The sequence below is a fragment of the Halococcus hamelinensis 100A6 genome, from assembly GCF_000336675.1.
Classification (GTDB): Archaea; Halobacteriota; Halobacteria; order Halobacteriales; family Halococcaceae; genus Halococcus; species Halococcus hamelinensis.
On sequence record NZ_AOMB01000013.1, the window covers coordinates 1 to 22,869 of the forward strand.

The window sequence follows — 22,869 nt, forward strand, 5'->3', positions numbered from 1 at the left end:
CCTGCCGCTGGTCGGCGCGCTGATGTTCATCTTCATCCTGATAACGGTGTTCGCGAACATCCTTCAGGACCTGCTGTACACCCTCATCGACCCACGCGTCGGTTACGAAAACGAGTAATCCATGAGTGATACACCCCTCGACGAAGAGAAACCGCTTCGCGAACGCATCGCCGCGAACCCGCGGCCCGCTCTCAAGTGGCTCCTCGGCGCGGTCGTCCTGCTCGCGCTCGAACTCGGTGCGGTCGTCGGCGTCGTCATCAAACTCCTCCTGACCGTGGCCCGCCTCGGCCCGCTCGCACCGAACCCCGTCGCTGCCGCGCTCGCGAGCGCGGGCGAGGCCGCCGCCGGCATCCCCACACTGCTCTCGCGCAGTCTGATCCCGAACGACGGCTTCCAGCCCGGTGGGACGGGCGCGTGGACCGGGACCTTCCTGGGGCTCGAACCCAAGTACGCGTGGCTGATCCGGGTCGTCCTGATCTACGTCTACGCGTTCGTCTGGCTCGGCTGGTTCTGGGTCGGCTACCGCTGGTTCCGCGAGCACTACCGCTACGCCGACTGGACGCCCCGCGACGACGTCGTCGACCGACTTCGGGGCCACCGATGGGGACAGTTCGGGTTCGTGCTCGTGTTGACGTTCTTCATCATGGCGCTGTTCGCGCCGGCGCTCGGCCCGACGACGGTCGACGCCAACATCCAGAACCCGTACACCCACTACACCGAATACTACGACGACGAAACGGAGACGCTCCAGAACGTCACCGTCGGCACCGCGAACCTCGGGTCGACGTCCCAGGGTGCCGGCGGCCAGAACGTCGGCCCCTGGACCTACGACGACTACAAACGGTTCCATCCGTTCGGCACGATAACCAACGGAAAGGACCTCTTCACCTACATGGCGGCCGGGGCCCGGGTATCGCTGATGATCGGACTGGTCTCGCTCATCGTCGGTGCGGGCATCGCCAGCATCCTCTCCATGCTGACGGCGTACTACAAGGGGCTCGCCGACCTCGCGACCGTGGTCGCCAGCGACTCGATTCAGGCACTCCCGGTGTTGCTGGTTGCGATCCTCGCCTCCGCAGTCTTCTCCGGTACCTGGCTCGCCAACCTCTACAACGGGGCGGTGATGCTCATGGTGATATTCTCGCTCACGTACTGGCCGTTCTTCTGGCGGGCGCTCCGCGGACCCGCCCTCCAGGTCTCCGAGGAGGAGTGGATCGATGCCGCAAAGAGCTTCGGGCAGCGGCCCCGAACCATCATGCGAAAGCACATGCTGCCGTACGTCACCGGCTATCTCCTGATCTACGCCTCGCTGACCCTCGGCGGGATCATCATCTCGGTCGCGGGGCTGTCGTATCTCAGCCTCGGGATCACGCCGCCGACCCCGGAGTGGGGAACCGTGATCGCCTCGGGACAGCCCTACGTCGCCACCGCGTCGTGGCACATCTCGCTGATCCCCGGGATCATGATCACGCTGATCGTCGTCGGGTTCAACGCGTTCGGCGACGGCATCCGCGACGCGCTCGACCCCGAGAGCGAGGGCGGCGGCTCCGACGGTGGCGAGGCCGCCATCGCCGGAGGTGGTGGCGCGTGAGCACCGATACCGACGCGACGGGCGACGCCCTCCGATTCGACCGCCGCGACGAGGAACCGATCCTCTCGGTCGACGGCCTGCGAACCGCCTTCTTCACGGACAAGGAGACGATTCGAGCCGTCGACGGCGTGAGCTTCGACGTCCACGACGGCGAGACCGTCGGGATCGTCGGCGAGTCCGGTTCGGGCAAGTCGGTGACCGCGCGGTCGATCATGGGGCTCACCCGGTCGCCGGGGCGGGTGCTCGACGGCTCCATCCGGTTTCGCGACCCCGCCACCGTGGCGCGGCTCGCGAACTCGTTCGGCGGGTCGACGGTCGACGTCTCGGGGCTCTCCGACGACGAACGCGCCGACGCGACCGACGAGAACGACTTCGTCTTCGTCGAGGAGTGGGACGGCGACGAGCCCGCGGCGGGCTACGTCGAGGTCACCCGCGCGTCGCCGGCCGCGCTGCGGAAGCTCCGTGGGAAGGGGATCGCGATGATCTTCCAGGACCCGCTGAGCTCGCTCAACCCCGTCTACACCGTCGGGAATCAGATCAAGGAGGCGCTCCGGCTCCACCAGGGGCTCCGCGGTCAGGCGGCGACCGAGGAGGCGGTCAACCTCCTCGAAGCCGTCTCGATCCCCGACGCCAAGCGCCGGATCGGCGAGTACCCCCACCAGTTCTCGGGCGGGATGCGCCAGCGCGCGGTGATCGCGATGGCGCTGGCGTGTGAGCCCGAACTCCTGATCTGCGACGAGCCGACCACCGCGCTCGACGTCACGATCCAGGCCCAGATCCTCGAACTCCTGGCCGACATCCAAGAAGAACGCGGCCTCTCGATCGTCTTCATCACCCACGACATGGGCGTGATGGCGGAGGTCGCCGACCGGCTCAACGTGATGTACGCCGGCGAGGTCGTCGAGACCGCGCCGGTCGGCGAGGTGTTCGCGAACCCGAAACACCCCTACACGGAGGGGTTGCTCGAATCGATCCCCGGTCGGAACGTGGGCGAGGAGCGCCTCCGGACGATCGAGGGCGACGTGCCGACGCCGAACGAACCGCCGACCTACTGCCGGTTCGCGCCGCGGTGTCCCGAGGCGTTCGCCGAGTGCGACGCCGTCCACCCGGTCTCGGTTTCGGTGAACGACGCCGCGACCGACCACACCGCGGCGTGTCTGCTCTACCCCGAGGACGTCTCGCGGGAGGAGGCGGTCGAGACCCACCGCGACCGCGGCGAGGCCAGCGAGGTGACGGTCGATGAGTGAGACCGTCCAGCGCGAGGAGGGGGCCCAGCGCGGCGAGGCGCTGGTCGAGGTCTCGAACCTGAAGACCTACTACGAGGACGGCGGGCTGCTCTCGAACGAGCCGGTGAAGGCGGTCGACGACGTCAGCCTCTCGATCGACCGGGGCGAGACCCTCGGCCTCGTTGGCGAATCCGGCTGTGGGAAGACGACCCTCGGGCGAACCCTGGTCCAGCTCGAGACCGCGACCGACGGCGAGGTGCTGTTCGACGGCACCGACGTCACCCGGCTCTCGGGCGACGACCTGAAGAACTGGCGGCGCAACGCCCAGATCGTCTTCCAGGACCCCCAATCCAGCCTCAACGACCGGATGACCGTCGGGGAGATCGTTCGCGAACCCCTCGACGTCCACGACTGGAAGGAGCCCCGGGACCGCCGCCAGCGCGTACGCGAACTCCTCGAAACCGTCGGGCTCCGCGAGGAACACTACTACCGATACCCCCACCAGTTCTCGGGTGGCCAGCGCCAGCGGGTCGGGATCGCGCGCGCGCTCGCACTCGAACCCGAGTTCGTCGTGCTCGACGAACCCGTGAGCGCGCTCGACGTCTCGGTGCAGGCGAAGATCCTGAACCTCTTAGAGGACCTCCAGAACGAGTTCGGGCTGACCTACCTCTTCATCGCCCACGACCTCTCGGTCGTCCGGCACATCTGCGACCGGGTCGCGGTGATGTACCTCGGGAACATCATGGAGGTCGGCCCCACGGAGGAGCTGTTCGAGGAGCCGGCGAACCCCTACACCCACGCGCTGCTCTCGGCGATCCCGGAACCCAACCCCGACACCGACAAGGATCGGATCACGCTTCGGGGTACCCCGCCGTCGCCGCGTGACCCGCCCGCCGGCTGTCCGTTCAGCACGCGGTGTCCGGCGAAGATCCGGCCCGAGAAGTACCGCGACGCCGACGACGAGCTCTGGGAGCGGATCGAGGTGTTCCAGGAGATCCTCCGCGAGCGACAACGCGCCGACCGGAGCCTCTCCGAACGCGCCCGAAGTCTCCTCGGGATGGAGACCCGCTTTTCGGACATCGAGGAGATCAACGAGGAGGTCTTCGGCGACGTCTAGGTCCCCACCGAGGTCCAGCGCCACATCGAGGAAGCCGAATCCCACGTCCGCGACGACGACGAGGGGGCGGCGCTCGCGACGCTCCTCGACGAGTTCGGGAGCGAGTGCGACGCCGAGACCCCCGCCCACCACGAGGTGAGCTCGGCGGGGCGGGTGAGCCTCTGTCACCGCCACAAACCCGAGCACGACGAGCCCCAGGACGTCTTCGACCGGACCGTCTTCGAGGGCTGATGGCCCACCCCCACCGCCGTCCGCCGGTCGGATCGGCGGCCCACCGCGCGCGCCAAGCGCTCGACGCGGCGACGTACGCCACCGTGGTCGTCGTGTGCGTCGCGGCGACCGCGGCGGTCGTGAGCCTCCCCCTCGGGGGCGGCCTCGTCGGCGTGAAGTACGCCCTCTTCTTCGTCGGGTTCTTCCTGTTCGGCGTCTCGACGTTCCAACTCCGACCGCGACCGCCGTGGAAGGACGACACCGGCGAGACAGTCGGAACGCGCGACGAGAGTCGGTTCCAGCGCCTCGTTCAACGGGTGCCCCCGCTCGGACAGTACGGGCTCGTCCCGGATGACCGACTCTCGCCGGCCGCGAAGCTCTTCCTCTCGAGCCTCCTGATGCTCGCGGTCTCGTTCGCGCTGGAGACCGTCTTCGGCGTCGCGGTGTAGCCGAGGGGCTTTATCCCCCGGGTCCCTGGCCCGGCACATGCCCGAGATAAGCGACGACCCCGACTCGGCCGACCGCGTCACGGCCAACGCCAACGCGCTCAAGAACGCGTGGGCGGCGACGCTCGACGACATGGAGGCGCTCGCCACGGAGTACGCCGACGAGGGCTGGGAGACCATCACGATACCGGCTGGCCACACCGCCCCCGAACCGCCCGAGAGCGGTGTCGAGGGGCGGTTCGGGCTGGTCTACGTGATCCCCGGCGACCGTGCCGAGGACGTCGCGACGGCGATCGATGCCGGCGAGTTCCCGCGCTACGACGTCTACCGCAACGAGGCCGGCGGCCAGGTCTTTCTGGTTACGGTGCTCACCGACCCCGACACCGAGACGGCGGTCTTCGTCGCCGGCGGGTTCGAGCGCCGGACGTCGCGGTCGCTGCTGAGCGCCGTCCAGGATGCCGGGGTCATGTACACCCACCTCCAGAAACTCGACGGCACGCCTGTGGGGTCGTTCGAACACGACGACCCGGAGAAGTTCTTCCCGGCGACCGACTTCACCGCCGGCGAGTAGGTCGGGCACCGACTCGGAGCCGCTTGCTCGGACGGTGCTGGTGACGAGATCCGGGACCTCCCGTGGTCGTCCCGGTCGTCGAGGCCTCAGCGCGGTGCGCCACACCGCGGGCAGATAGGGGGCCCGGGTTCGGGGAGCGCGACCCCGCAGTTCCGACACTCGCCGTCGGGCGCGCGGATCGCCGCGACGGCCGCCTCGGTCGTCCCCCGGACCGCCGCGACGGTTCCGACGTCCTCGAAGGCGTCCTCCCCCTTGTCGAGCGCGGCGGCCGCGAACCGGGCGCGCCGGACGACGAACGTTTCGTCGTCCGCGAACGACGCGAGTCGCGTTCGGGGGACCTCGACGTCGACCGACGACCGGGCGAGCACGCCGCAGGCTTCGAGCGCCCGCCCGCGAACGGACGGCTCCTCGTCGTCGAGCCGGGCGAGGAGCCCGTCGGCCACGTCGGCGAGCGCCGCGGGATGGACGCAGCCGACGACCAGCAGGGCGGTCGTGAGGTGGTAGCGAACGAGTTCGCTTCCGTCGTCGAGGTGAGTCGCGAGGTCCGGGAGGTGGTGGCGGAGGCGGTCGGGGCTGCCGGTCGCGACCAGTTCGAGTGCCTTCGCGAGCTTCTCGCGGACCTCCGAGCCCTCGAAGGAGAGGCCCACCCGGAGGTCGGCGAGCACGGCGGGCGAGGCGACGGTTTCGGGGTGGGCGAGCGCGACGTAGCCGAGGGCCTCGGCCGACCGGGCGCGAACGTAGTAGAACTCCTCGTCGTCGGCGAGACGGGCGGCCAGCGCCGGGACCGACGGCACGACCGGGTCGGGGTCGCCCGCGGCGACGGCGACGAACAGCTTCGCGGTCGAGAGCCGGACCGCGCGGTCGTCGTCGGTGAGCAGTTCCTCACAGGCCGAGAGCGCGGGCGCGATAGCGCCTGGATCCGTCGTGGCGGCGGCTTCGAGCGCCCGAACCCCCCGTCTTCGCGTTTCGACGGGTGCGGCTCGGAGGGCCGCGGCGTGGGTGGCGAGCGCCTCGCCACCGCGTTCGAGCGCGTCGGCGAACGAGCACGACCCCGTCTCCGCTTGCTCCTCGGTCACGATGTGGCTCCGGGGGAGGGTCCGAAAGCGAACGTGAAAACCCTTCGCCGAACCGGTCGACCGTCGACTGATCTGGCGGCGTTCACGGCGCTCGATCCACGCGGGACGGGAAGTGTAACGACTTTGTACGTGGGCGGCCCAGTGGGTCCATCATGAACGTCGCCGACGCGATGACGCCGCGCGATGCGCTCGTCACGGTCTCCATCCCCGGCACCCGCGACGACGCGCTCGAATACCTCCAGGAACGCGATTTCTCCTCGGTTCCCGTGGTGAAGGGCGAGGGCGACGAGGAGGAGTTTCGGGGGCTGGTCTCGCGCCAGACTCTGATCGAACACCCCGACGAGGACCAGCTCGCGCTCCTCGTTGAGGACGGCCCGACCATCACCGCCGACGCCACCATCGAGGAGGCCGCCCGGCTGATGGTCGAGTCGGGCGCGCGCCGGCTGCCCGTCGTCGACGGCGAGGCGCAGCGCGCCTCGGAATCGAGCGGACAGAGCCCGCGAGACGACCAGCTAGAGGGGATCGTGACCATCACGGACGTGATCCGCGCGATCGCCGAGGGCGAGGTCGCGGGCGAGACCCAGGTCGGCGAGCTCGCCTCCCGGACCGTGAACGCGATATATGCGGGAACGCCGCTCACGGTCGCCGAGCGCGAGCTCTCGCACTCGGGGGTCCCCTACGGCGTGGTGCTCGACGACGAGGGCGAGATGTGCGGCGTGCTCACCGAGGTCGACGTCCTCGACGTGGCGCGGGTCATCGACGGCGAGGCCGAGACCGGCGAGTCGATCGCCGACCAGGAGGCCGACTGGAAGTGGGAGGGGATCAAGGCGGTCGGCGGCCGTTACTTCCCGACCAGAAACGTCGAGATCCCCGCCGACCCGGTCTGTGAGTTCATGACGAGCGACGTCGTGAGCGTCGGGACCACCCGGACCGCGCGCGAGGCCGCCCAGGAGATGCTCCGGAACGACATCGAGCAGATCCCGCTGGTGAGCGGCGGCGAACTCGCCGGGATCGTCCGGGACGTCGACCTCCTGGAGGCCGTTGATGAGTGAGACGGGGTCCGCTTCGGCGGGCGTCGACGCCGAGACCCTCGCCGAACTCGCCAAACGACGCGGCTTCTACTTCCCCGCGAACGAGGCCTACGGCGGTGCCAGCGGCTTCTACACCTACGGCCCGCAGGGCGCGGCGCTGAAGCGCAACCTCGAAGCCAGCTGGCGCGAGCGGTTCGTGACCCGCGAGGGTCACATGGAGATCGCCTCGCCAACGGTGACGCCGGAACCCGTCTTCGAGGCCTCGGGTCACCTCGACGGCTTCGACGACATGATCGTCGAGTGTCCCGAGTGCGGGACCAACCACCGGGCCGACCACCTCGTCGAGGACGCCACCGACATCGAGGAGGCCGAGGCGCTCGGGACGGACCGGGTGAGCGAGCTGATCGCCGACCACGACATCGCGTGCCCGACGTGTGGCACGGCGCTCGCGGACGAACCCGTCTCGGGGTTCAACCTGATGTTCGAGACCAACATCGGTCCCGGCTCCGCCTCGCCCGGCTATCTCCGCCCCGAGACGGCCCAGGGGATGTTCGTGGAGTTCCCTCGACTGGCCGAGTACGCCAGGAATCAGCTCCCGTTCGGGGTCGCTCAGGTCGGGACCGGCTACCGCAACGAGATCAGCCCCCGGCGCTCGATCATCCGGGTCCGGGAACTCGCGATGGCCGAACTCGAACAGTTCTACGACCCCGAGACCGACCACCCACCTCTCGAACGGGTTGCGGACGTCTCGCTCCCGCTCTACTCGGCTGCCGCCCAGGAGCGCGACGGCGAGATAGAGCATTTCACCGTGGAGGAAGCGCTCGATACCGGGGTCGTCGCGAACGACTGGATCGCCTACTACCTCGGGGTCGCCGCGGAGTGGTACGCGTCGATCGGCGTCGACATGGACCGCTTTCGCTACCGCCAGCACCTCGGCGACGAGCTCTCGCACTACGCCTCGGACTGCTGGGACGCCGAGACCGAACTCGACGGCAACTGGATCGAGGTCACGGGCTTCGCCGACCGGGGGACCTACGACCTCTCCCAGCACGACGACCACTCGGGCGAGGAGTTCACGGTGTTCAAGGCCTACGACGAGCCCGAGACCGTCGAACGACCCTCCGTCGACCCCGACATGAGCTTCCTGGGACCCGAGTTCGGCTCCGATGCCGGTCGGATCGCCGAGGAACTCCAGGGGCTCGCCGAACGCGACCCATCGGCGTTCGAGGGGGCGGACGTGACCGTCGAACTCGACGGCGAGGAATACACGATGCCGACCGAGCGGACCGGCTTCGCGGTGCGCGAGGAGACCATTCCGGGTGAACACGTCACCCCGCACGTCATCGAGCCCGCGTTCGGCGTCGACCGGCTGATCTACACCGTGCTCGACCACTCCTACCGCGAGGACGAGGTCGAGGGTGAGTCCCGGAGCTACCTCTCCCTGGCACCCGACCTCGCGCCGACGTTCGTCGGCGTGTTCCCGCTGATGGACAAGGACGGGCTGGGCGAGCGCGCCCGCGAGGTCGCCGCCGACCTCCGCGAGGCGGGGCTCGCGGTGACCTACGACGACTCGGGCAACATCGGGCGGCGCTACCGCCGCCAGGACGAGATCGGGACGCCGTACTGTGTGACGGTGGACTACGAATCGCTCGACGACGAGAGCGTGACGCTCCGCGAGCGCGACTCGACCGAGCAGACCCGGGTCCCGATCGCGGAGCTCCCCGCACGGCTCGCGGCGCTCCGGGCGGGCGGACCGTTCGAACGCTGATGGCCAACGAGGTCGCGCGGCGCGCGGTCCACATGAGCGGTGTGGTGCTCCCCGGAGCCTACCTCCTCGGGGTCGTCACCTACGCCCAGCTCCGCTGGACCTTCGTTCTCGGCTCCCTCGTCACGATCGCCCTCGAAGCGCTTCGACTGTTCGTCGGCCTCGACTGGCGACTCTACGACGTGCTCACCCGTGAGTACGAACAGGAGAACCTCGCGGGCTACGCGCTCTACGTGCTGGCTTCGACCGCGGTGGTGCTGGTCTTCGAACCCCGAGTCGCACTCCCGGCGGTGTTGATGTTGATGGTCGCCGACCCGATCAGCGGTTTGCTTGGATCGGGCGAGCTCCGGCCCACGAAGGCCGCGTCGGTGATCCTCGTCACGTTCGTGGTCTGTCTCGTGCTCGCCTCCCCGTTCGTGCCCCTCCTCCCGGCGGTGCTCGGTGCGGCCGCCGCGACGTTCGCCGACGGCGTCAAACCCGTGGTCTGGGGCTACGTCATCGACGACAACTTCTCGATCCCCGTGCTGGCGGCGGTCGGTATCGCGGTCGGGCTCTGGGTCACGAGGGGGACGATGCCGACGGTCGTGGGCTGAAACTCGCGGATCCACTTTCGCTCGGGTCTGCGAATCCTTATTCCGGACGGGGTGGTACGACGGGCCAATGACCGCCTCCGCCGACGGGATCGAGTCCATCGACCGCCCGCTGGTCGAACCGGACGTGCTCGAACGCCGGCGCTACCAGGTCGAACTCGCGCGCTCGGCCGCGAGCGGGCACACCCTCGTCTGTCTCCCGACCGGGCTCGGAAAGACCACCGTGAGCCTGCTCGTGACCGCCGGCCGGCTCGACGAAGCGGGGGGAACGTCGCTCCTGCTCGCGCCGACCAAACCCCTCGTGACCCAGCACGCCGCGTTCTACCGCGAGGCGCTGACGATCCCCGACGACGAGGTCGCCGTCTTCACCGGTGAGGTCAGCCCCGACGACCGCGCCGCGCTCTGGGAACGCGCCCGGGTCGTGATCGCCACCCCACAGGTCGTCGAGAACGACCTCATCGGCGGCCGAATCGACCTTTCGGACACGACGCACCTCACCTTCGACGAGTGCCACCGCGCTTCGGGCAACTACGCCTACAACTACATCGCCGAGCGGTATCACGCCGACGCCGAGCGCCCGCTCGTGACCGGCATGAGCGCCTCGCCCGGCGGCGACGAGGAGGGGATCCGGTCGGTCTGTGAGAACCTCGGCCTCGCCTCGGTGGCGGTGATGACCGAAGAGGACGCCGACGTGGCTCAGTACACCCACAACACGGACGTCGAGTGGGAGCGCGTGACCCTCCCCGAGGAGATCCTCGCCATCCGGAACTCGCTGGTGGCGGTGATCGAGGATCGACTGGAACGGCTGAAGGAGCTCGGCGTGACGCGGACCACGAGCGCCGACGTCTCCCAGCGCGACCTCAACCGGATGCGCGGCGAGCTCCGGAAACTGATGGACAACGACCAGTCGGAGGGCTACGAGGGAATGAGCGTCCACGCCGAGGTGATGAAGCTCCGGCGGGCGGTCACGCTCGCCGAAACCCAGAGCGTGGAGTCGCTCCGACGCTACTTCGAGCGCCAGCGCAACGCCGCGCGCTCGTCGGGCGCGTCGAAGGCGAGCCAGCGGCTGGTCTCGGACCCGAAGGTGCGCGAAGCGATGGAGCAAGCAGAGGGGTACGACGACCTCCACCCGAAGTTCCGCCGAACCCGTATTCTGCTGGCGCAGTGTCTCGGGATCGAGGGCGGCGAGCGCGTCATCGTCTTCACCGAATCGCGGGACACCGCCGAGACCCTCACCGAGTTCCTGGGTGCGCACTTCGAGACGCGGAAGTTCGTCGGCCAGGGCGACAAGGAGGGCTCGGATGGGATGACCCAGACCGAACAGCAGGAGACCCTCGACGCGTTTCGCGCCGGGGAGTTCGAGGTGTTGGTCTCGACCTCCGTCGCCGAGGAGGGGCTCGACGTACCGGAGGTCGACCTCGTGCTCTTCTACGAACCCGTGCCGACCGCGATCCGGTCGATCCAGCGCAAGGGTCGGACGGGTCGTCAGGCCGAGGGCCGGGTGATGGTGTTGCTCGCCGAGGATACCCGCGACGAGGCCTACTTCTGGAAGTCCCGCCACGAGCAGTCGACGATGACGAACGAACTCGGGCGACTGAAGGACTCGGCGGGCGAGATCGAATCCGAACTCGCCCAGCAGGGGCTCGACGCGTTCGCGGGCAAACCGGATCCGGCGGCGGCTACCCCCTCCGTCGAAGTCGAGCCAGGAACGACGACCGCCGGCGACGGTGGCCAGTCGGGGCTGACGGCCTTCGGTCCGCCGACGACCGGCGAGGCCGACACGGAGGACCGAAGCGAATCGGACGGGAACGAATCCGGCACAGCAGAGCGTGACGAGTCGGTCGAAGACGAATCGGTCGACGAGAGCGAGGGGATCGTCGCGACCGCGGCCGGCGAGGGCGAGACCATCGAGATCGTCGTGGACCAGCGCGAACTCGACGCCTCGATCGCGCGCGACCTCTCGACGCGGGAGGACTGCGAGACCAGATTAGAGACGCTCGAAGTCGGCGACTACGTCCTCTCGGATCGGGTGGTGGTCGAGCGCAAGTCGGTGAGCGACTTCCTCGATACGCTCACCGGCGGGGACAGGTCCCTTTTCGACCAGGTCGGCGACGCCGCGCGCCACTACGCAAGACCGGTAGTGGTGATCGAGGGCGAGGACCTCTACGACGAGCGCAACGTCCACCCGAACGCCATCCGGGGCGCGCTGGCGTCGTTGGCCGTGGATTTCGGTGCGAGCGTGCTCCGGACCACGGACGAGGCCGACACCGCGGACCTCCTCCACGTGATCGCGGGTCGCGAACAGGAGTTGGACGACCGCGAGGTCAGCGTCCACGGCGAGAAGGGATCGAAGACCCTGGTCGAACAGCAGGAGTACGTCGTGAGCGCGATCGCGGACATCGGGCCGGTGACGGCGCGGGCGCTGCTCGAGGAGTTCGGCACCGTCGAAGGCGTGATGATCGCGAACGAAGAGGACCTGCTGGAGGTTTCGGGGGTCGGGAAAGTCACCGCCGAGCGGATCCGCGAGGTCATCGGGAGCGACTACGAGCCGTAGCCGCGGTGCGGTTCGAGGCTGCGGTGCGGCGGTACGGTGCGGCCGCCGCAGTGCGGTGGCGGTCGCGGTGTAGTGGTGGAGCCTGGTGGATGAAGGGCGAGGGCGCGTAGCGCCCGAGGGCTTCGGCGGAGGCGGTTGCGGTGCTGTGCGGGGCGGTGCGGGAAGTTAGTGGTTGTGCCGCGAGCGAGCCGTCGGCGAGTGAGCGGGCGCGAGGGTGACCGGAGGGAACCCGACGCGCTTTTGATCCACATTTTGCCAGCGAGTGAGCCGAAGGCGAACGAGCGCAGCAAAAGGTGGGGCTGAAAGGTGGGGGCTGTTTTATCGTACGGACCGGACCGCATCGAGCGCCTCGGCGGCCTCGCGCACGGCGGCGAGGTGGTTGCGGGTTCGGCCGAGGTCCTCGGCGCGCTCGGCGGCGTCGGCCTGACGGCGAAGGGTGCGCGAGAGCGACGCCTCGGTCGCGGCGAGGCCGTCAGCGGTCCCCGACCCCTCCATTCCGGCGGTGGCTCCGTTCGTGGGGGTCCCGTCCGCCGGCGCGCGCTGGCGCTGGTCGGGTGCGGAGACGGGCTCCGAGGGTTCGTTTCGCCCTGCTGCCGTGCCGGTCGGTGAACCTCGTCCGACATCGGCCGACCCGTCGTGCGGGTCGGTGGCGGGGACCTGCTGGTCGGCGGCGCTCCGGGTCGTGGTTTCCTGCGTCGCGTTCGTCGGTTCGGCCGCGGGTTCAGTGGCCGTGTTCCCGGCGGCTGTGTTCTCGGTAGCCGCGGCGTTCCCGGTACCCTCGGACCGTTCGACGGTGCGCTGGCAGGACGAGCAGAAGGTCTGGCCGTCGTAGCGGAAGAGCGGGTTGCCGCACTCGTCACAGTGGACGTCGGTCATCGTCGCACCCTGGAGGAGGAGTTCGCTCATGCGCTCGGTTGTCTCGCGGTCTTCCTCTTCCTCGGCGAAGCGTTCTTCGAGCTTCTTGCGCTCGGCCTCCTTGTCGAATTCGCTCATGCTCGCTCCAAAGGGGCGGGATTCAAAAAGGACTGTGGGTACGCGTTCCCCTGGGTTAGACCAGCACGTCGACGGCGTAGCCGTTCGCTTCGAGTTCCTCGATGAGCGCTTCGACGTGCTCGCGGCCCCGGGTTTCGAGGTCGAGTTCGACCTCCGTCGCGGTCATCCCGATGTCGCGCGAGGTCCGGTCGTGTTTGATGGCGTAGATGTTCGCGCGTCGCTCGGCGATGATCCCGATGAGGTGTTCGAGCGAACCGGGCTGGTCCTTGAGGGTCGTTCGAAGCCGAAGGTAGCGACCGGACTCGACGAGCCCGCGCATCACGACCGTCCGGAGCATGTTGAGGTCGATGTTGCCCCCGCAGAGCGCCGGCACGATGACCTCGTCCTCCTCGTACTCGAACGCGCCCGCGAGCACTGCGGCCATCGGGACCGCACCCGCGCCCTCGACCAGGGCCTTCGAGCGTTCGAGCAGCGTCGTGATCGCCACCGCTATCNCGATGACCTCGTCCTCCTCGTACTCGAACGCGCCCGCGAGCACTGCGGCCATCGGGACCGCACCCGCGCCCTCGACCAGGGCCTTCGAGCGTTCGAGCAGCGTCGTGATCGCCACCGCTATCTCGGGGTCCGAGACCGTGACGACCTCGTCGACGCGCTCCTCGATCACCGAAAACGTCCGTTCGCCCACCCGTCGCGTCGCGATGCCGTCGGCGATGGTGTCCACCCCGTCGAGGGTGTGCACGGAGCCCTTTTCGAGCGATTCCGCCACGCTCGACGCGCCCTCGGCCTGGACGCCGACCACCCGCACGCTGGGATCGATCCCCTTCACGGCGGTGGCGATCCCGGAGATCAGCCCGCCGCCGCCGATCGGCACCACGACGGTGTCGACCTCGGGGAGGTCGTCCATGACCTCGAGACCGATGGTTCCCTGACCCGCCATCACGAGCGGGTCGTCGAAGGCGTGGACGTAGGTTCGGCCCTCCTCGCGTTCGATCTCGTGGGCGCGGGCCTGTGCCTCGTCGTAGTCGGTGCCGTGGAGGACGACCCGCGCGCCGTAGCTTTCGGTAGCGCTGGCCTTCGCGATCGGGGCGTGTTCGGGCATCACGACCACGCTGTCGACGTCCGTACGTGTCGCCGCGAGCGCGACCCCCTGGGCGTGGTTGCCGGCGCTCGCGGTCACGACACCCGCCCTCCGCTCGTCGGGCGAGAGGGCGGCGATCCGGTTGGTCGCCCCGCGGATCTTGAACGAGCCGGTCCGTTGAAACACCTCGAACTTGGGGTGGATCGATGCACCGGAGAGCTCCGAGAGCGAGTAGGAGTATTCGAGCGGGGTGTGGCGGGCGACGCCGGCGACCACCTCGCGGGCGTCGCGGACGTCGGCGAGTTCGATCATGTGGCGTCTGCGCCGCTCGCCGGTATAGCTCTGGTGAAAACGGCGGTGGAGAGGCCGCCGACGCGTGTGACGCGTCGAACCTCCGCCCGGTACCGACTTCAACCCCACGAAAGCGGGGTGAAAGTGAAGGTGTCGTGACCAGTGGCCGAAACTGTGTGTTTCGAAGCCCTTTAGCCCGAGCCGAGGGTTACAGGAAACGATATGGTGAAAGTCAGCGTGGTCGGCGCGGCGGGCACGGTCGGTGCGGCGGCAGGCTACAACATCGCCCTGCGCGGGGTCGCCGACGAGATCGTCTTCGTCGACATCCCCGACCAGGAGGACACCACCGTGGGGCAGGCCGCCGACACGAACCACGGCATCGCCTACGATACCAACACCGAGATCCGCCAGGGGACCTACGAGGACACCGCGGGCTCGGACGTCGTGGTCATCACGGCGGGCATCCCGCGCCAGCCCGGGCAGAGCCGACTCGACCTCGGCGAGGACAACGCCCCGATCATCGCCGACATCGAGTCCTCGCTCGCCGAGCACACCGACGACTTCATCTCGGTGACCACCTCGAACCCGATGGACCTGCTGAACCGCCACCTCTACGAGACGGGCGACCGCCCGCGCGAACACGTGGTGGGCTTCGGCGGCCGGCTCGACTCCGCACGCTTTCGGTACGTGCTCGCCGACCGCTTCGACACCGAGGTCACGAACGTCGAGGCCAGCATTCTGGGCGAGCACGGCGACGCCCAGGTTCCGGTCTTCTCGAAGGTCCGCGTCGAGGGGACCGACCCCGAGTTCTCCGACGACGAGCGCGAGGACATCCTCGAATCCCTCCAGCAGAGCGCGATGAACGTCATCGAGCGCAAGGGCGCGACTCAGTGGGGCCCCGCCACCGGCGTCGGCCACATGGTCGAGGCTATCGTCCGCGATACCGGTACTGTCCTCCCCGGCTCGATGGTGCTGGAGGGCGAGTACGGCCACGAGGGCGTCGGGCTCGGCGTGCCGGTCAAACTCACGAGCGACGGCGCGGAGGTCGTCGACTGGAACCTCTCGGAGTACGAGCGCGAACAGCTCGGCCAGGCCGCCGACAAGCTCGCCGACCAGTACGACTCGATCGCCTGATCGGACCCGTTTTCCTTTCGAGCCGTCTACCCCGCCCGTGGAGTGTCACGTCCGGTACGAGGGCGACGACGACCCCGAGAAGTGCACGGCCAGAAAGCTCGCGCGCTTCGACCTCGTCGCCCTTCACAACTCGGCCCGCGAAACACCCTCGGGGATCGTCCTCGACCCGCACGCCGAGCAGGCGCTCTCGCCAGCCGACCGTCGGGACGCCGACAACCGAGTGGTGGCGCTCGACTGTTCGTGGGAGACCGCCGACGCGGAGCGCTTCTCGCTCCGCGGGCCCCACCGTGCGCTGCCGTTCCTGGTCGCTGCCAATCCCGTCAACTACGGCACACCCTTCCAGCTCACCACCGCCGAGGCGCTCGCCGGCGCGTGTTGCGTTCTCGGGGAGCGCGACGTCGCCGAGACGCTCCTCTCGAAGTTTCGATGGGGACACACCTTCCTCGAACTCAACGACGAACCCCTCCGGCGATACGCCGCGTGTGCCGACTCCGCCGAGGTGGTCGCCGTCCAGTCCGAGTACCTCGCGGACGCCGACTGAGCCGATCCGGCGTTTCGAAAACCCTTAACCCCGCTGACCCGAGATGGAGGACATGGCACGATTCGAAGCGGCGGAGGAGCGCCTCCTCGCGAAGCAGATCTGTATGCGGTGTAACGCACGGAACCCCCCGCGGGCGAACAGCTGCCGGAAGTGCGGCTACAAGAACCTCCGACGGAAGGCCCGCGAACGCCGGAGCGCGTAGACAGTTCTATAGGCCGTCCCGACTCGCCGAGGTTTAAGGCGCTCGGCGTCGATCCTCGGGCATGAAGCGAACCATCGAGACCGACGAGGCCCCCGCAGCGGTCGGCGCGTACAGCCAGGCTGCGACTACCGATTCCCTGGTCTTCACCGCAGGCCAGATTCCGTTCACCCCCGACGGGGAGTCGAAGGCCGACGCCCCGATAGCCGACCAGACCGAACTCGTGCTCGACAACGTGCGCGCCGTGCTCGACGAGGCGGGGGTCGGACTGGACGACATCGTGAAGGTGACCATCTTCCTCGCCGACATCGACGACTTCGAGGAGATGAACGAGACTTACGCGACCTACTTCGACGACGAGCCGCCGGCCCGGAGCGCGGTCCAGGCCGGTGCGCTCCCGAAGGGCGTCGGCGTCGAGATCGAGGCGATCGCGACGCGTTCGTAGTGCGCCCGCGAACGAGATCCGGACTGCTGTGGGGCGTGATCGGCGCGCTCGCGTTCCTCGTGCTCGTCCAGGCCACCGAACTCGCCGGCGGGCTCGGGATCGGCCTCACCCCGAAACTCGGGCTCGCGGTCGTGGTGGGGCTCGTCACGGCCGTCACCAGCTACGTCTTCGAGACCTGGCTGGTGCGGAGCGAAAGGGCTTAACCGCCGACTCGGATAGAACCGACCGAGCCGGGATGGCCGAGTGGTAAGGCGCACGCCTGGAAAGCGTGTTCCCTTTGGGATCCGGGGTTCAAATCCCCGTCCCGGCGCTTCTGCGAGGAACGGACGTGACGAGCGAAGCGCAAACGACGGGGATTTGTGCAGACCGGGCGCGCGCAGCGAAGTGAGCACGTCCGGGCGAGTTCAAATCCCCGTCCCGGCGTTTTGTCGAGCAGAGCGAGACAAAGCAGGGAGCGGCTCTGCCGCGACCGTGTTTTGTCGAGCAAAGTCGTTCGAGACGGCGGAGCCGTCTCGTGATGACGAGAGAGTTTCGCTCTCTCGAACCACGAGGCAAAGCAGGGAGCAGCGTTGCTGCGACCGTGTTTCTGCGAGGGTTTCACGAGCACACCCACGGTACAACGATTCGAGGGACCGACTCGCCAAGCGGTAGATCCGGTCGGTACTCACTCACCGCCCCACTCGCCGCCGACACGGTCCACGCCCATCATCGCGTCGCCGTGGTGCTCGGTGAACACGACCTTCATGTTCTCGTCGGGAACGTCGAACCGATCCCGAGCGTGCTCCATGACCGCGAGAGCGAACGCCCGCTTGCGCTCGAACGAGCGTCCACGTCGGATCTCGGCGTCGAGGAACAGCCTCGGCCCGTCGACGGCCCGACCGAGGTGGAGCGCCGACTCGTCGTGGCCCCGGACCGTCACCGCGACGTGACCGGCGGTCGTCTCCATCTCGTCGGTGTAGAGCCCGGTAACCCGGTCGGCGAACTCGGTCTTCTCGGTCCCCGACAGCGACAACGTCGTGTCGAACTGCAACAACGGCATGGCACGAATCGATCCGGTCGGTGCTTATCGGTTCTGGCGACCGCGAGGAGGTCGCTTCGAACGAGCGTCGCAGCGTGTCGGCGGCAGGGCGCGGACGTGACGACGTGAGCGCCGAGCGCACGGACGCTACGACGGAGCTGCACACGACGACCGAACCGGGCTGGGACAGACAACGGGCTTAATTCCCCGGCCCGCAAGCCTCCGCACGATGGCAGATTCCACGCGGACCCACGCGAACTACACGGTGTTGAACTTCCAAGAACACCTCGGCGAGAGCGCGGACGGGCTCGACGTGCCGTGGGCGGAGTTCGTCGGCAATCACCGGTCCTCGAAGCTCGAGTTCGAGGTCCCGACCGACGGTCCCACGGAACCGTACCTCGAATGCCAGCTCTTCGAGGTCGGAGGCTACGGCCACGAGATCCTGGTCAACGACGACGCCCTCTCGGGGTTCGACGTGCCCCCGTCGCCGGGCTGGCAGTACTGGATGGACACCATCACGGGGGCCGAACTCGTCGAGGGGACCAACACGATCCAGTTCGTTCGCGACGCGGAGGCCCGCGACGACTTCGTGGTCGGCTCGGTGGTCGTCCACTGGAAGGAGCCGCTCGACCGATAGACCGGTTATAAATTCCATCCGAGAGCCGTCCGCCGACGTCCACCGGTACGTTACCGATCCGCACGCCAAACGAACCGTTCCCACGCAGTCTCCGGGTTTTCCCGGTCTCGGGTTCGAAGCCGGGAACGACGCGTTCGTACGGAATGGGTACTTTTATATAGAATCGCAGACAATCAATCGGTGAATCATGAGTCAGCGAATGCAGGGACAGCCCATGATAATCATGGGGGACGACGCCCAGCGCGTTCAGGACCGGGACGCCCAGTCGCACAACATCAACGCGGCGCGGGCGGTCGCGGACTCGGTCCGCTCGACACTCGGGCCGAAGGGGATGGACAAGATGCTGGTCTCCTCGATGGGAGACGTCACCGTAACGAACGACGGCGTCACCATCCTCACCGAGATGGACATCGACAACCCGACCGCCGAGATGATAGTCGAGGTCGCCGAGACCCAGGAGGACGAGGCGGGCGACGGCACCACGACCGCCGTCGCGGTCGCGGGCGAGCTCCTGAAGAACGCCGAGGAGCTCATCGAGCAGGACATCCACCCGACGGCGATCATGCGGGGCTACGACAACGCCGCGAAGCAGGCCCGCGAGGAGATCGCCGACATCGCCGAGCAGGTCGAGGCCGACGACACCGAGCGCGTCCGGAAGGTCGCCGAGACCTCGATGACCGGCAAAGGGGCCGAAGCCAACAAGGAACAGCTCGCCGACCTCATCGTCGAGGCCGTCCAGAACGTCACGGTGGAGAACGACGTCGGCGAGAACGTCGTCGACCTCGAATTCGTCAACATCGAGACCCAGACCGGCGGATCGGTTCCCGACTCCGAGCTCCTCTCGGGTGCGGTCGTCTCGAAGGACCCGGTCCACGACACCATGCCGACCGACGTCGAGGACGCCTCGGTGCTGCTCCTCAGCGAGGCCGTCGAGGTCGAGGAGGCCAACGTCGACTCCCAGGTCAGCCTCTCGGACCCCGACCAGCTCCAGCAGTTCCTCGACCAGGAGGACAGCCAGCTGAAGGCGAAGGTCGACCAGATCAAGGAGACCGGCGCTGATGTCGTCTTCTGCCAGAAGGGCATCGACGACCTCGCCCAGCACTACCTCGCGAAGGAGGGCATCCTGGCCGTTCGCCGTGCGAAGAAATCCGACATCGAGTTCCTGAAGGAGGTCGTCGGGGCGAACGTCGTCTCGGACCTGAAAAGCGCCACCGAGGCCGACCTCGGCCACGGCTCGATCACTCGCGACGAGGACGAGGAGCTGTTCTACGTCGAGGGCGACGACGCCCACGGCGTGACGCTGCTCCTTCGCGGCTCGACCGACCACGTCGTCGACGAGCTCGAACGGGGAATTACGGACGCACTGGAAGTCGTCGCCCAGACCGTTTCGGATGGGCGCGTGCTCCCCGGCGGCGGTGCGATCGAGGTCGAACTCGCCTCCCGGCTCCGCGAGTACGCCGATTCGGTCTCCGGCCGCGAGCAGCTCGCGGTCGAGGCGTTCGCCGACTCGATCGAACTCGTCCCCCGCGTGCTCGCCGAGAACGCGGGCCTCGACCCGATCGACACCCTCGTCGAGCTCCGCTCGGCTCACGAATCCGGCGAGGGTCGTGCGGGACTCAACGTCTTCACCGGCGACGTCGAGGACACCTTCGAGGCGGGCGTCGTCGAGCCCGCCCACGCGAAGGAGCAGGCGCTCTCCAGCGCGACCGAGGCCGCGAACCTCGTGCTCAAGATCGACGACATCATCGCGGCGGGCGACCTCTCCACCGCGGGCGGCGACGAAGGCGGCCCCGGTGGCGCGCCCGGCGGGATGGGCGGCATGGGTGGTATGGGTGGCATGGGTGGCATGGGCGGCATGATGTAACCGCGTTCGGTTACTCACTCCTCCCGTTTCGACCCACGCACCGCGCGAAAACCCCTCCGTTGCGACCGTTCTTTCGACCCGATACGATAGCAGTCGGGACCACAGCGAATGTCGCGGGGCCTGAACGCACGATTCGACCGAGCAGCGTCCCTCGATCGCCGCGCATCCGGACTCAACCGACTGCCACGCGTGGGTTGTGCCTCTATATTCGGAGCCCTATCGAAAACGCGGAGAAAGTATTTATCACTGACCAGTGAACGGCGATAGCATGGGTGCGAACGTCTCCTCACTCCTCGTCGGTCGCGACCAGCGCCGCTCCCGACGGTTCTCAGCCTTGGCGGGTGTGTTCGCCCTCGCGAGCACGCTGGTCTACACCGCGATAGTGCTCGGCGGGCTTCCGGACACCTTCCCGTTCATGGTCGGGCCGGTCGTCGTCGTCCTCGGTGCCGCGACGGTCTGCGCCTACCTCAACGACGGGCTTCTCGTCAGCGGATCGATAACGGGGCTGTTCGCGGTCGGCGGGATCGTCGCGATGCACGTCGATGCCGGTCTCGGCCCGGTCAGCTATCCCGTCTCGCTGGCGACGGACATCCGTATCCTCGCTATCTTCGTCGGGGTGGGGATCGCCGGGTCCCTCGTCGGTGCCGTCGCCCGACGTGTCGTTACTCGCGTCTTTTGATCGTCCAACGATACTACCAGCTATTTCATCAGATCCCGGAGCGGCAATGGCGAACGGAACGACTCTTCACCACTATGGGTTCGTCGTCGATTCGGCTGCTGTCGCCGCTTCGGTCGCCGTCGAATCCGTCGGCCGCGGTGCGGTCGTCGTCACCGCTCCCGGCACCGTCGTGGTCCGGTTTCGCGCGGTATCGACCCAGGCCGGCCGTTCCGGCGATGGGGTCGTGCCGACGTCGTCGTAGGTCACGACGGTCGTCGCCGTGGCGGACTCGTTGTCGGCGAACGTCGCCCGCATCACGCGATAGCGCTGGATCAGTCCGTTCGGACCCACGACCAGTCGGAACGTCGTGCCGTCCATCAGTTGACTCTCCGTGCGCCCTCGAACGACGTAGACGGGAGTGCCGTTGTGCGCCCGCTCGGCCACCGAGGTCCCGGCGAGGCTGGTCGAGTCGAGGAGGTATTCGAGGCTTCCGGCACCGTAGGTCCCGACGCGTTGCTGGCTGCCGACCGCGATGCGGTCGTAGCTCGTCGTTCCGTTCGTGTACGTTCGGTTCACGAGCAGCTCGCCGTCGCGCTGCCAGGCCTCGATGTGGCTCGGCTCGTCGGTTCCGTTCCGGTCGAGGACGAGACGAACCGCCTCGCCCGACGGCCCCGCGTACGTCGCGCTCGTACCGCGAGTGGCGACCGACCCGTTCGCGAACTCGACGGTGGTGTTCGAGCGGGTCGTGAACGACCGGTCCTCGAGGGCGTCGGCGTGCGCGGCCAACAGCGCGTCGGGGTCCTCGATCCCCCGACGCGTGAGGCCGGGCGCGAGCGCCGGGTGGGCCGTCGCCGTCGGCCGGTCGGTCGGCACCGCGGCGGGCGTCACCGTCGCCGTCGATTCGCCGTCGCCGCCGAGCGCGCCGTTACAGCCGGCGAGGACCACCAGCGCGACGACCACCAGCGCGACGACCACCAGCGACCGCCACCTCATCCGTTCGTGGTCGCCATCGTGTCGTTCGACGCGGTTCGGTTCATCGCCGTCCCGACCCACGCGGGGCGCTCGGGTACCTCGGTCGTGCCGACCCCGGAGAAGGCGGCGGTCCGCACGAGCGGGCTGCTCGCGTTCCCCGCCGGGCTCGTTTCGGTGCGAAGCTCGTGGATGACGCCGCGTTCGTCGACCACCAGCCGGAGGGTTGCCTCCCCACCGGTGGTCGTGTCGGCGGTGTCGCTCGTGACGACGTAGCGGGTGGTCCCGTTCGACCGGCGCTCGCTCACCGAGGTGTTCGCGGGGCCGTACCCTTCGAGGGCGTACTCGACACCGCCGCTCACGGCCCCCGACCGACCGCTCGCATCCGGCGGGAGTCGCTCGTAGCGGGTGGTGCCGTTGGCGTAGGTGTTGTTGACGAACACCGGGCCGCCGTCCGTCCAGACCTCGCGGTGGGCGGGCACCCCGCCGGTCGTGACCGACGTGGCGCTCCCGCGCTGTTCGACGACCGAATCGAGCCCCTCGCCGGGCGACCCCACGCGGACGACGCTCGACGTATCGACGAGCACCGAGCCGTTCGCGGTTCGCGCGGTCGCGTTCGTGGTTCTGGTGAACGACTGATTTCCGAGGATCGACTCGTGGGCCGCGACCAGCGCGCTCGCGTTCACTACGCCGGCGTCGGTGAGTCCCGGCGCGAGCCGTTCGTTTCCGGTGGTCTCGTTCGCCGTCGACGGTCCCGTGGTCCCGGCGGATCCCCCATCGAGGACCCCGCTGCATCCGGCGAACACGACGGCGACGACGAGAACCAGTCCGGCGGTACGGCGCATGATAGCACTCGAAACCATCG

General features: G+C 68.4%; 22 protein-coding genes, 1 tRNA gene and 2 pseudogenes. 19 read left to right on the forward strand and 6 right to left on the reverse strand.

Going from position 1 to position 22,869, the window contains the following annotated elements:
* The 6 genes and pseudogenes from C447_RS18510 to C447_RS04790 form a co-directional block, all read left to right on the forward strand.
* Positions 1–118, forward strand: a pseudogene (locus C447_RS18510) (ABC transporter permease); the annotation flags it as partial.
* Between the two features lie 3 nt (positions 119–121).
* A complete protein-coding gene (locus C447_RS04770) occupies positions 122–1,591 on the forward strand; it encodes an ABC transporter permease (RefSeq protein ID WP_007691442.1) in 1,470 nt (489 codons plus the stop codon).
* On the forward strand, positions 1,588–2,838 hold the full coding sequence (locus C447_RS04775) for an ABC transporter ATP-binding protein (protein WP_007691443.1): 1,251 nt from the start codon (positions 1,588–1,590) through the stop codon (positions 2,836–2,838). Before C447_RS04770 ends, C447_RS04775 begins: the two co-directional genes overlap by 4 nt.
* Positions 2,831–4,165 (forward strand): annotated as a pseudogene (locus C447_RS04780) (ABC transporter ATP-binding protein). Before C447_RS04775 ends, C447_RS04780 begins: the two are co-directional and overlap by 8 nt.
* Positions 4,165–4,593, forward strand: coding sequence for a DUF7555 family protein (locus C447_RS04785; RefSeq protein WP_007691452.1), 429 nt, complete (start codon positions 4,165–4,167; stop codon positions 4,591–4,593). The pseudogene C447_RS04780 and the gene C447_RS04785 overlap by 1 nt, the downstream one beginning before the upstream one ends.
* A 37-nt stretch (positions 4,594–4,630) precedes the next feature.
* Positions 4,631–5,161, forward strand: a complete 531-nt coding sequence (locus C447_RS04790) for a DUF7529 family protein (protein ID WP_007691454.1) — start codon at positions 4,631–4,633, stop codon at positions 5,159–5,161.
* A gap of 86 nt (positions 5,162–5,247) precedes the next feature.
* Here C447_RS04790 and C447_RS04795 read toward each other — a convergent pair whose 3' ends face one another.
* Positions 5,248–6,237: a HEAT repeat domain-containing protein gene (locus tag C447_RS04795; protein ID WP_007691456.1), complete on the reverse strand. Its 990-nt coding sequence runs from the start codon at positions 6,235–6,237 to the stop codon at positions 5,248–5,250.
* 152 nt (positions 6,238–6,389) lie between these two features.
* Here C447_RS04795 and C447_RS04800 point away from each other — a divergent pair, with 152 nt between their 5' ends.
* From C447_RS04800 to C447_RS04815, 4 genes are all read left to right on the forward strand, one after another.
* The gene (locus C447_RS04800; RefSeq protein WP_007691457.1) at positions 6,390–7,289 is read left to right on the forward strand and encodes a CBS domain-containing protein; all 900 of its coding nucleotides are present in this window, start codon (positions 6,390–6,392) and stop codon (positions 7,287–7,289) included.
* Positions 7,282–9,036: a glycine--tRNA ligase gene (gene glyS, locus C447_RS04805; RefSeq protein ID WP_007691459.1), complete on the forward strand. Its 1,755-nt coding sequence runs from the start codon at positions 7,282–7,284 to the stop codon at positions 9,034–9,036. The genes C447_RS04800 and glyS overlap by 8 nt, the downstream gene beginning before the upstream one ends.
* The gene (locus tag C447_RS04810) at positions 9,036–9,626 is read left to right on the forward strand and encodes a diacylglycerol/polyprenol kinase family protein (RefSeq protein WP_007691461.1); all 591 of its coding nucleotides are present in this window, start codon (positions 9,036–9,038) and stop codon (positions 9,624–9,626) included. Before glyS ends, C447_RS04810 begins: the two co-directional genes overlap by 1 nt.
* A gap of 67 nt (positions 9,627–9,693) precedes the next feature.
* Positions 9,694–12,177 carry a DEAD/DEAH box helicase gene (locus tag C447_RS04815; protein ID WP_007691463.1) on the forward strand — a complete coding sequence of 828 codons (2,484 nt, stop codon included), beginning with the start codon at positions 9,694–9,696 and terminating at the stop codon, positions 12,175–12,177.
* A 318-nt stretch (positions 12,178–12,495) separates the two neighbouring features.
* On the opposite strand, the gene C447_RS04820 is transcribed toward C447_RS04815, so the two are convergent.
* On the reverse strand, positions 12,496–13,170 hold the full coding sequence (locus tag C447_RS04820) for an Sjogren's syndrome/scleroderma autoantigen 1 family protein (RefSeq protein ID WP_007691464.1): 675 nt from the start codon (positions 13,168–13,170) through the stop codon (positions 12,496–12,498).
* A gap of 55 nt (positions 13,171–13,225) precedes the next feature.
* On the reverse strand, positions 13,226–14,560 hold the full coding sequence (ilvA, locus tag C447_RS04825) for a threonine ammonia-lyase (RefSeq protein ID WP_007691470.1): 1,335 nt from the start codon (positions 14,558–14,560) through the stop codon (positions 13,226–13,228).
* 201 nt (positions 14,561–14,761) lie between these two features.
* On the opposite strand from ilvA, the gene mdh reads away from it, so the two are divergent.
* The 6 genes from mdh (at position 14,762) to C447_RS04855 (ending at position 17,168) form a co-directional block, all read left to right on the forward strand.
* Positions 14,762–15,673 carry a malate dehydrogenase gene (gene mdh / locus C447_RS04830; RefSeq protein WP_007691471.1) on the forward strand — a complete coding sequence of 304 codons (912 nt, stop codon included), beginning with the start codon at positions 14,762–14,764 and terminating at the stop codon, positions 15,671–15,673.
* Positions 15,674–15,710: 37 nt separating this feature from the next.
* The gene (locus tag C447_RS04835; protein ID WP_007691472.1) at positions 15,711–16,214 is read left to right on the forward strand and encodes a DUF367 family protein; all 504 of its coding nucleotides are present in this window, start codon (positions 15,711–15,713) and stop codon (positions 16,212–16,214) included.
* Between the two features lie 52 nt (positions 16,215–16,266).
* Positions 16,267–16,416 carry a 50S ribosomal protein L40e gene (locus C447_RS04840; protein ID WP_007691473.1) on the forward strand — a complete coding sequence of 50 codons (150 nt, stop codon included), beginning with the start codon at positions 16,267–16,269 and terminating at the stop codon, positions 16,414–16,416.
* 61 nt (positions 16,417–16,477) lie between these two features.
* Positions 16,478–16,858, forward strand: coding sequence for a Rid family detoxifying hydrolase (locus tag C447_RS04845; RefSeq protein WP_007691474.1), 381 nt, complete (start codon positions 16,478–16,480; stop codon positions 16,856–16,858).
* Positions 16,858–17,061, forward strand: a complete 204-nt coding sequence (locus tag C447_RS04850; protein WP_010612101.1) for a hypothetical protein — start codon at positions 16,858–16,860, stop codon at positions 17,059–17,061. Before C447_RS04845 ends, C447_RS04850 begins: the two co-directional genes overlap by 1 nt.
* 26 nt (positions 17,062–17,087) lie before the next feature.
* Positions 17,088–17,168 (forward strand) — tRNA-Ser (locus C447_RS04855).
* 354 nt (positions 17,169–17,522) lie between these two features.
* Here the strand turns inward: C447_RS04855 and C447_RS04860 are convergent.
* On the reverse strand, positions 17,523–17,897 hold the full coding sequence (locus C447_RS04860) for a hypothetical protein (RefSeq protein WP_007691475.1): 375 nt from the start codon (positions 17,895–17,897) through the stop codon (positions 17,523–17,525).
* Between the two features lie 208 nt (positions 17,898–18,105).
* Here C447_RS04860 and C447_RS04865 point away from each other — a divergent pair, with 208 nt between their 5' ends.
* The 3 genes from C447_RS04865 (at position 18,106) to C447_RS04875 (ending at position 21,056) form a co-directional block, all read left to right on the forward strand.
* A complete protein-coding gene (locus C447_RS04865; RefSeq protein ID WP_007691476.1) occupies positions 18,106–18,513 on the forward strand; it encodes a DUF7383 domain-containing protein in 408 nt (135 codons plus the stop codon).
* 214 nt (positions 18,514–18,727) lie between these two features.
* Entirely contained in the window at positions 18,728–20,377 is a 1,650-nt protein-coding gene (gene thsB, locus C447_RS04870; RefSeq protein ID WP_010612100.1) for a thermosome subunit beta, read from the forward strand.
* Positions 20,378–20,645: 268 nt separating this feature from the next.
* Positions 20,646–21,056: a hypothetical protein gene (locus C447_RS04875; protein ID WP_007691478.1), complete on the forward strand. Its 411-nt coding sequence runs from the start codon at positions 20,646–20,648 to the stop codon at positions 21,054–21,056.
* Between the two features lie 72 nt (positions 21,057–21,128).
* Here the strand turns inward: C447_RS04875 and C447_RS04880 are convergent, their stop codons facing one another.
* Both C447_RS04880 and C447_RS04885 read right to left on the reverse strand, forming a co-directional pair.
* Positions 21,129–22,028 carry a hypothetical protein gene (locus C447_RS04880; RefSeq protein WP_152416133.1) on the reverse strand — a complete coding sequence of 300 codons (900 nt, stop codon included), beginning with the start codon at positions 22,026–22,028 and terminating at the stop codon, positions 21,129–21,131.
* Positions 22,025–22,849 (reverse strand): hypothetical protein, encoded by an 825-nt coding sequence (locus tag C447_RS04885; protein ID WP_007691480.1) that lies wholly within the window; start codon positions 22,847–22,849, stop codon positions 22,025–22,027. The genes C447_RS04880 and C447_RS04885 overlap by 4 nt, the downstream gene beginning before the upstream one ends.
* Positions 22,850–22,869: the final 20 nt, after the last annotated feature.

Coding starts and splice junctions, on each gene's coding strand:
- C447_RS04770 (WP_007691442.1), top strand. CDS start 122: ATGAGTGATACACCCCTCGACGAAGAGAAACCGCTTCGCGAACGCATC.
- C447_RS04785 (WP_007691452.1), top strand. CDS start 4,165: ATGGCCCACCCCCACCGCCGTCCGCCGGTCGGATCGGCGGCCCACCGC.
- C447_RS04790 (WP_007691454.1), top strand. CDS start 4,631: ATGCCCGAGATAAGCGACGACCCCGACTCGGCCGACCGCGTCACGGCC.
- C447_RS04800 (WP_007691457.1), top strand. CDS start 6,390: ATGAACGTCGCCGACGCGATGACGCCGCGCGATGCGCTCGTCACGGTC.
- glyS (WP_007691459.1), top strand. CDS start 7,282: ATGAGTGAGACGGGGTCCGCTTCGGCGGGCGTCGACGCCGAGACCCTC.
- C447_RS04810 (WP_007691461.1), top strand. CDS start 9,036: ATGGCCAACGAGGTCGCGCGGCGCGCGGTCCACATGAGCGGTGTGGTG.
- C447_RS04815 (WP_007691463.1), top strand. CDS start 9,694: ATGACCGCCTCCGCCGACGGGATCGAGTCCATCGACCGCCCGCTGGTC.
- C447_RS04820 (WP_007691464.1), bottom strand. CDS start 13,170: ATGAGCGAATTCGACAAGGAGGCCGAGCGCAAGAAGCTCGAAGAACGC.
- mdh (WP_007691471.1), top strand. CDS start 14,762: ATGGTGAAAGTCAGCGTGGTCGGCGCGGCGGGCACGGTCGGTGCGGCG.
- C447_RS04840 (WP_007691473.1), top strand. CDS start 16,267: ATGGCACGATTCGAAGCGGCGGAGGAGCGCCTCCTCGCGAAGCAGATC.
- C447_RS04845 (WP_007691474.1), top strand. CDS start 16,478: ATGAAGCGAACCATCGAGACCGACGAGGCCCCCGCAGCGGTCGGCGCG.
- C447_RS04860 (WP_007691475.1), bottom strand. CDS start 17,897: ATGCCGTTGTTGCAGTTCGACACGACGTTGTCGCTGTCGGGGACCGAG.
- C447_RS04865 (WP_007691476.1), top strand. CDS start 18,106: ATGGCAGATTCCACGCGGACCCACGCGAACTACACGGTGTTGAACTTC.
- thsB (WP_010612100.1), top strand. CDS start 18,728: ATGATAATCATGGGGGACGACGCCCAGCGCGTTCAGGACCGGGACGCC.
- C447_RS04875 (WP_007691478.1), top strand. CDS start 20,646: ATGGGTGCGAACGTCTCCTCACTCCTCGTCGGTCGCGACCAGCGCCGC.
- C447_RS04880 (WP_152416133.1), bottom strand. CDS start 22,028: ATGAGGTGGCGGTCGCTGGTGGTCGTCGCGCTGGTGGTCGTCGCGCTG.
- C447_RS04885 (WP_007691480.1), bottom strand. CDS start 22,849: ATGCGCCGTACCGCCGGACTGGTTCTCGTCGTCGCCGTCGTGTTCGCC.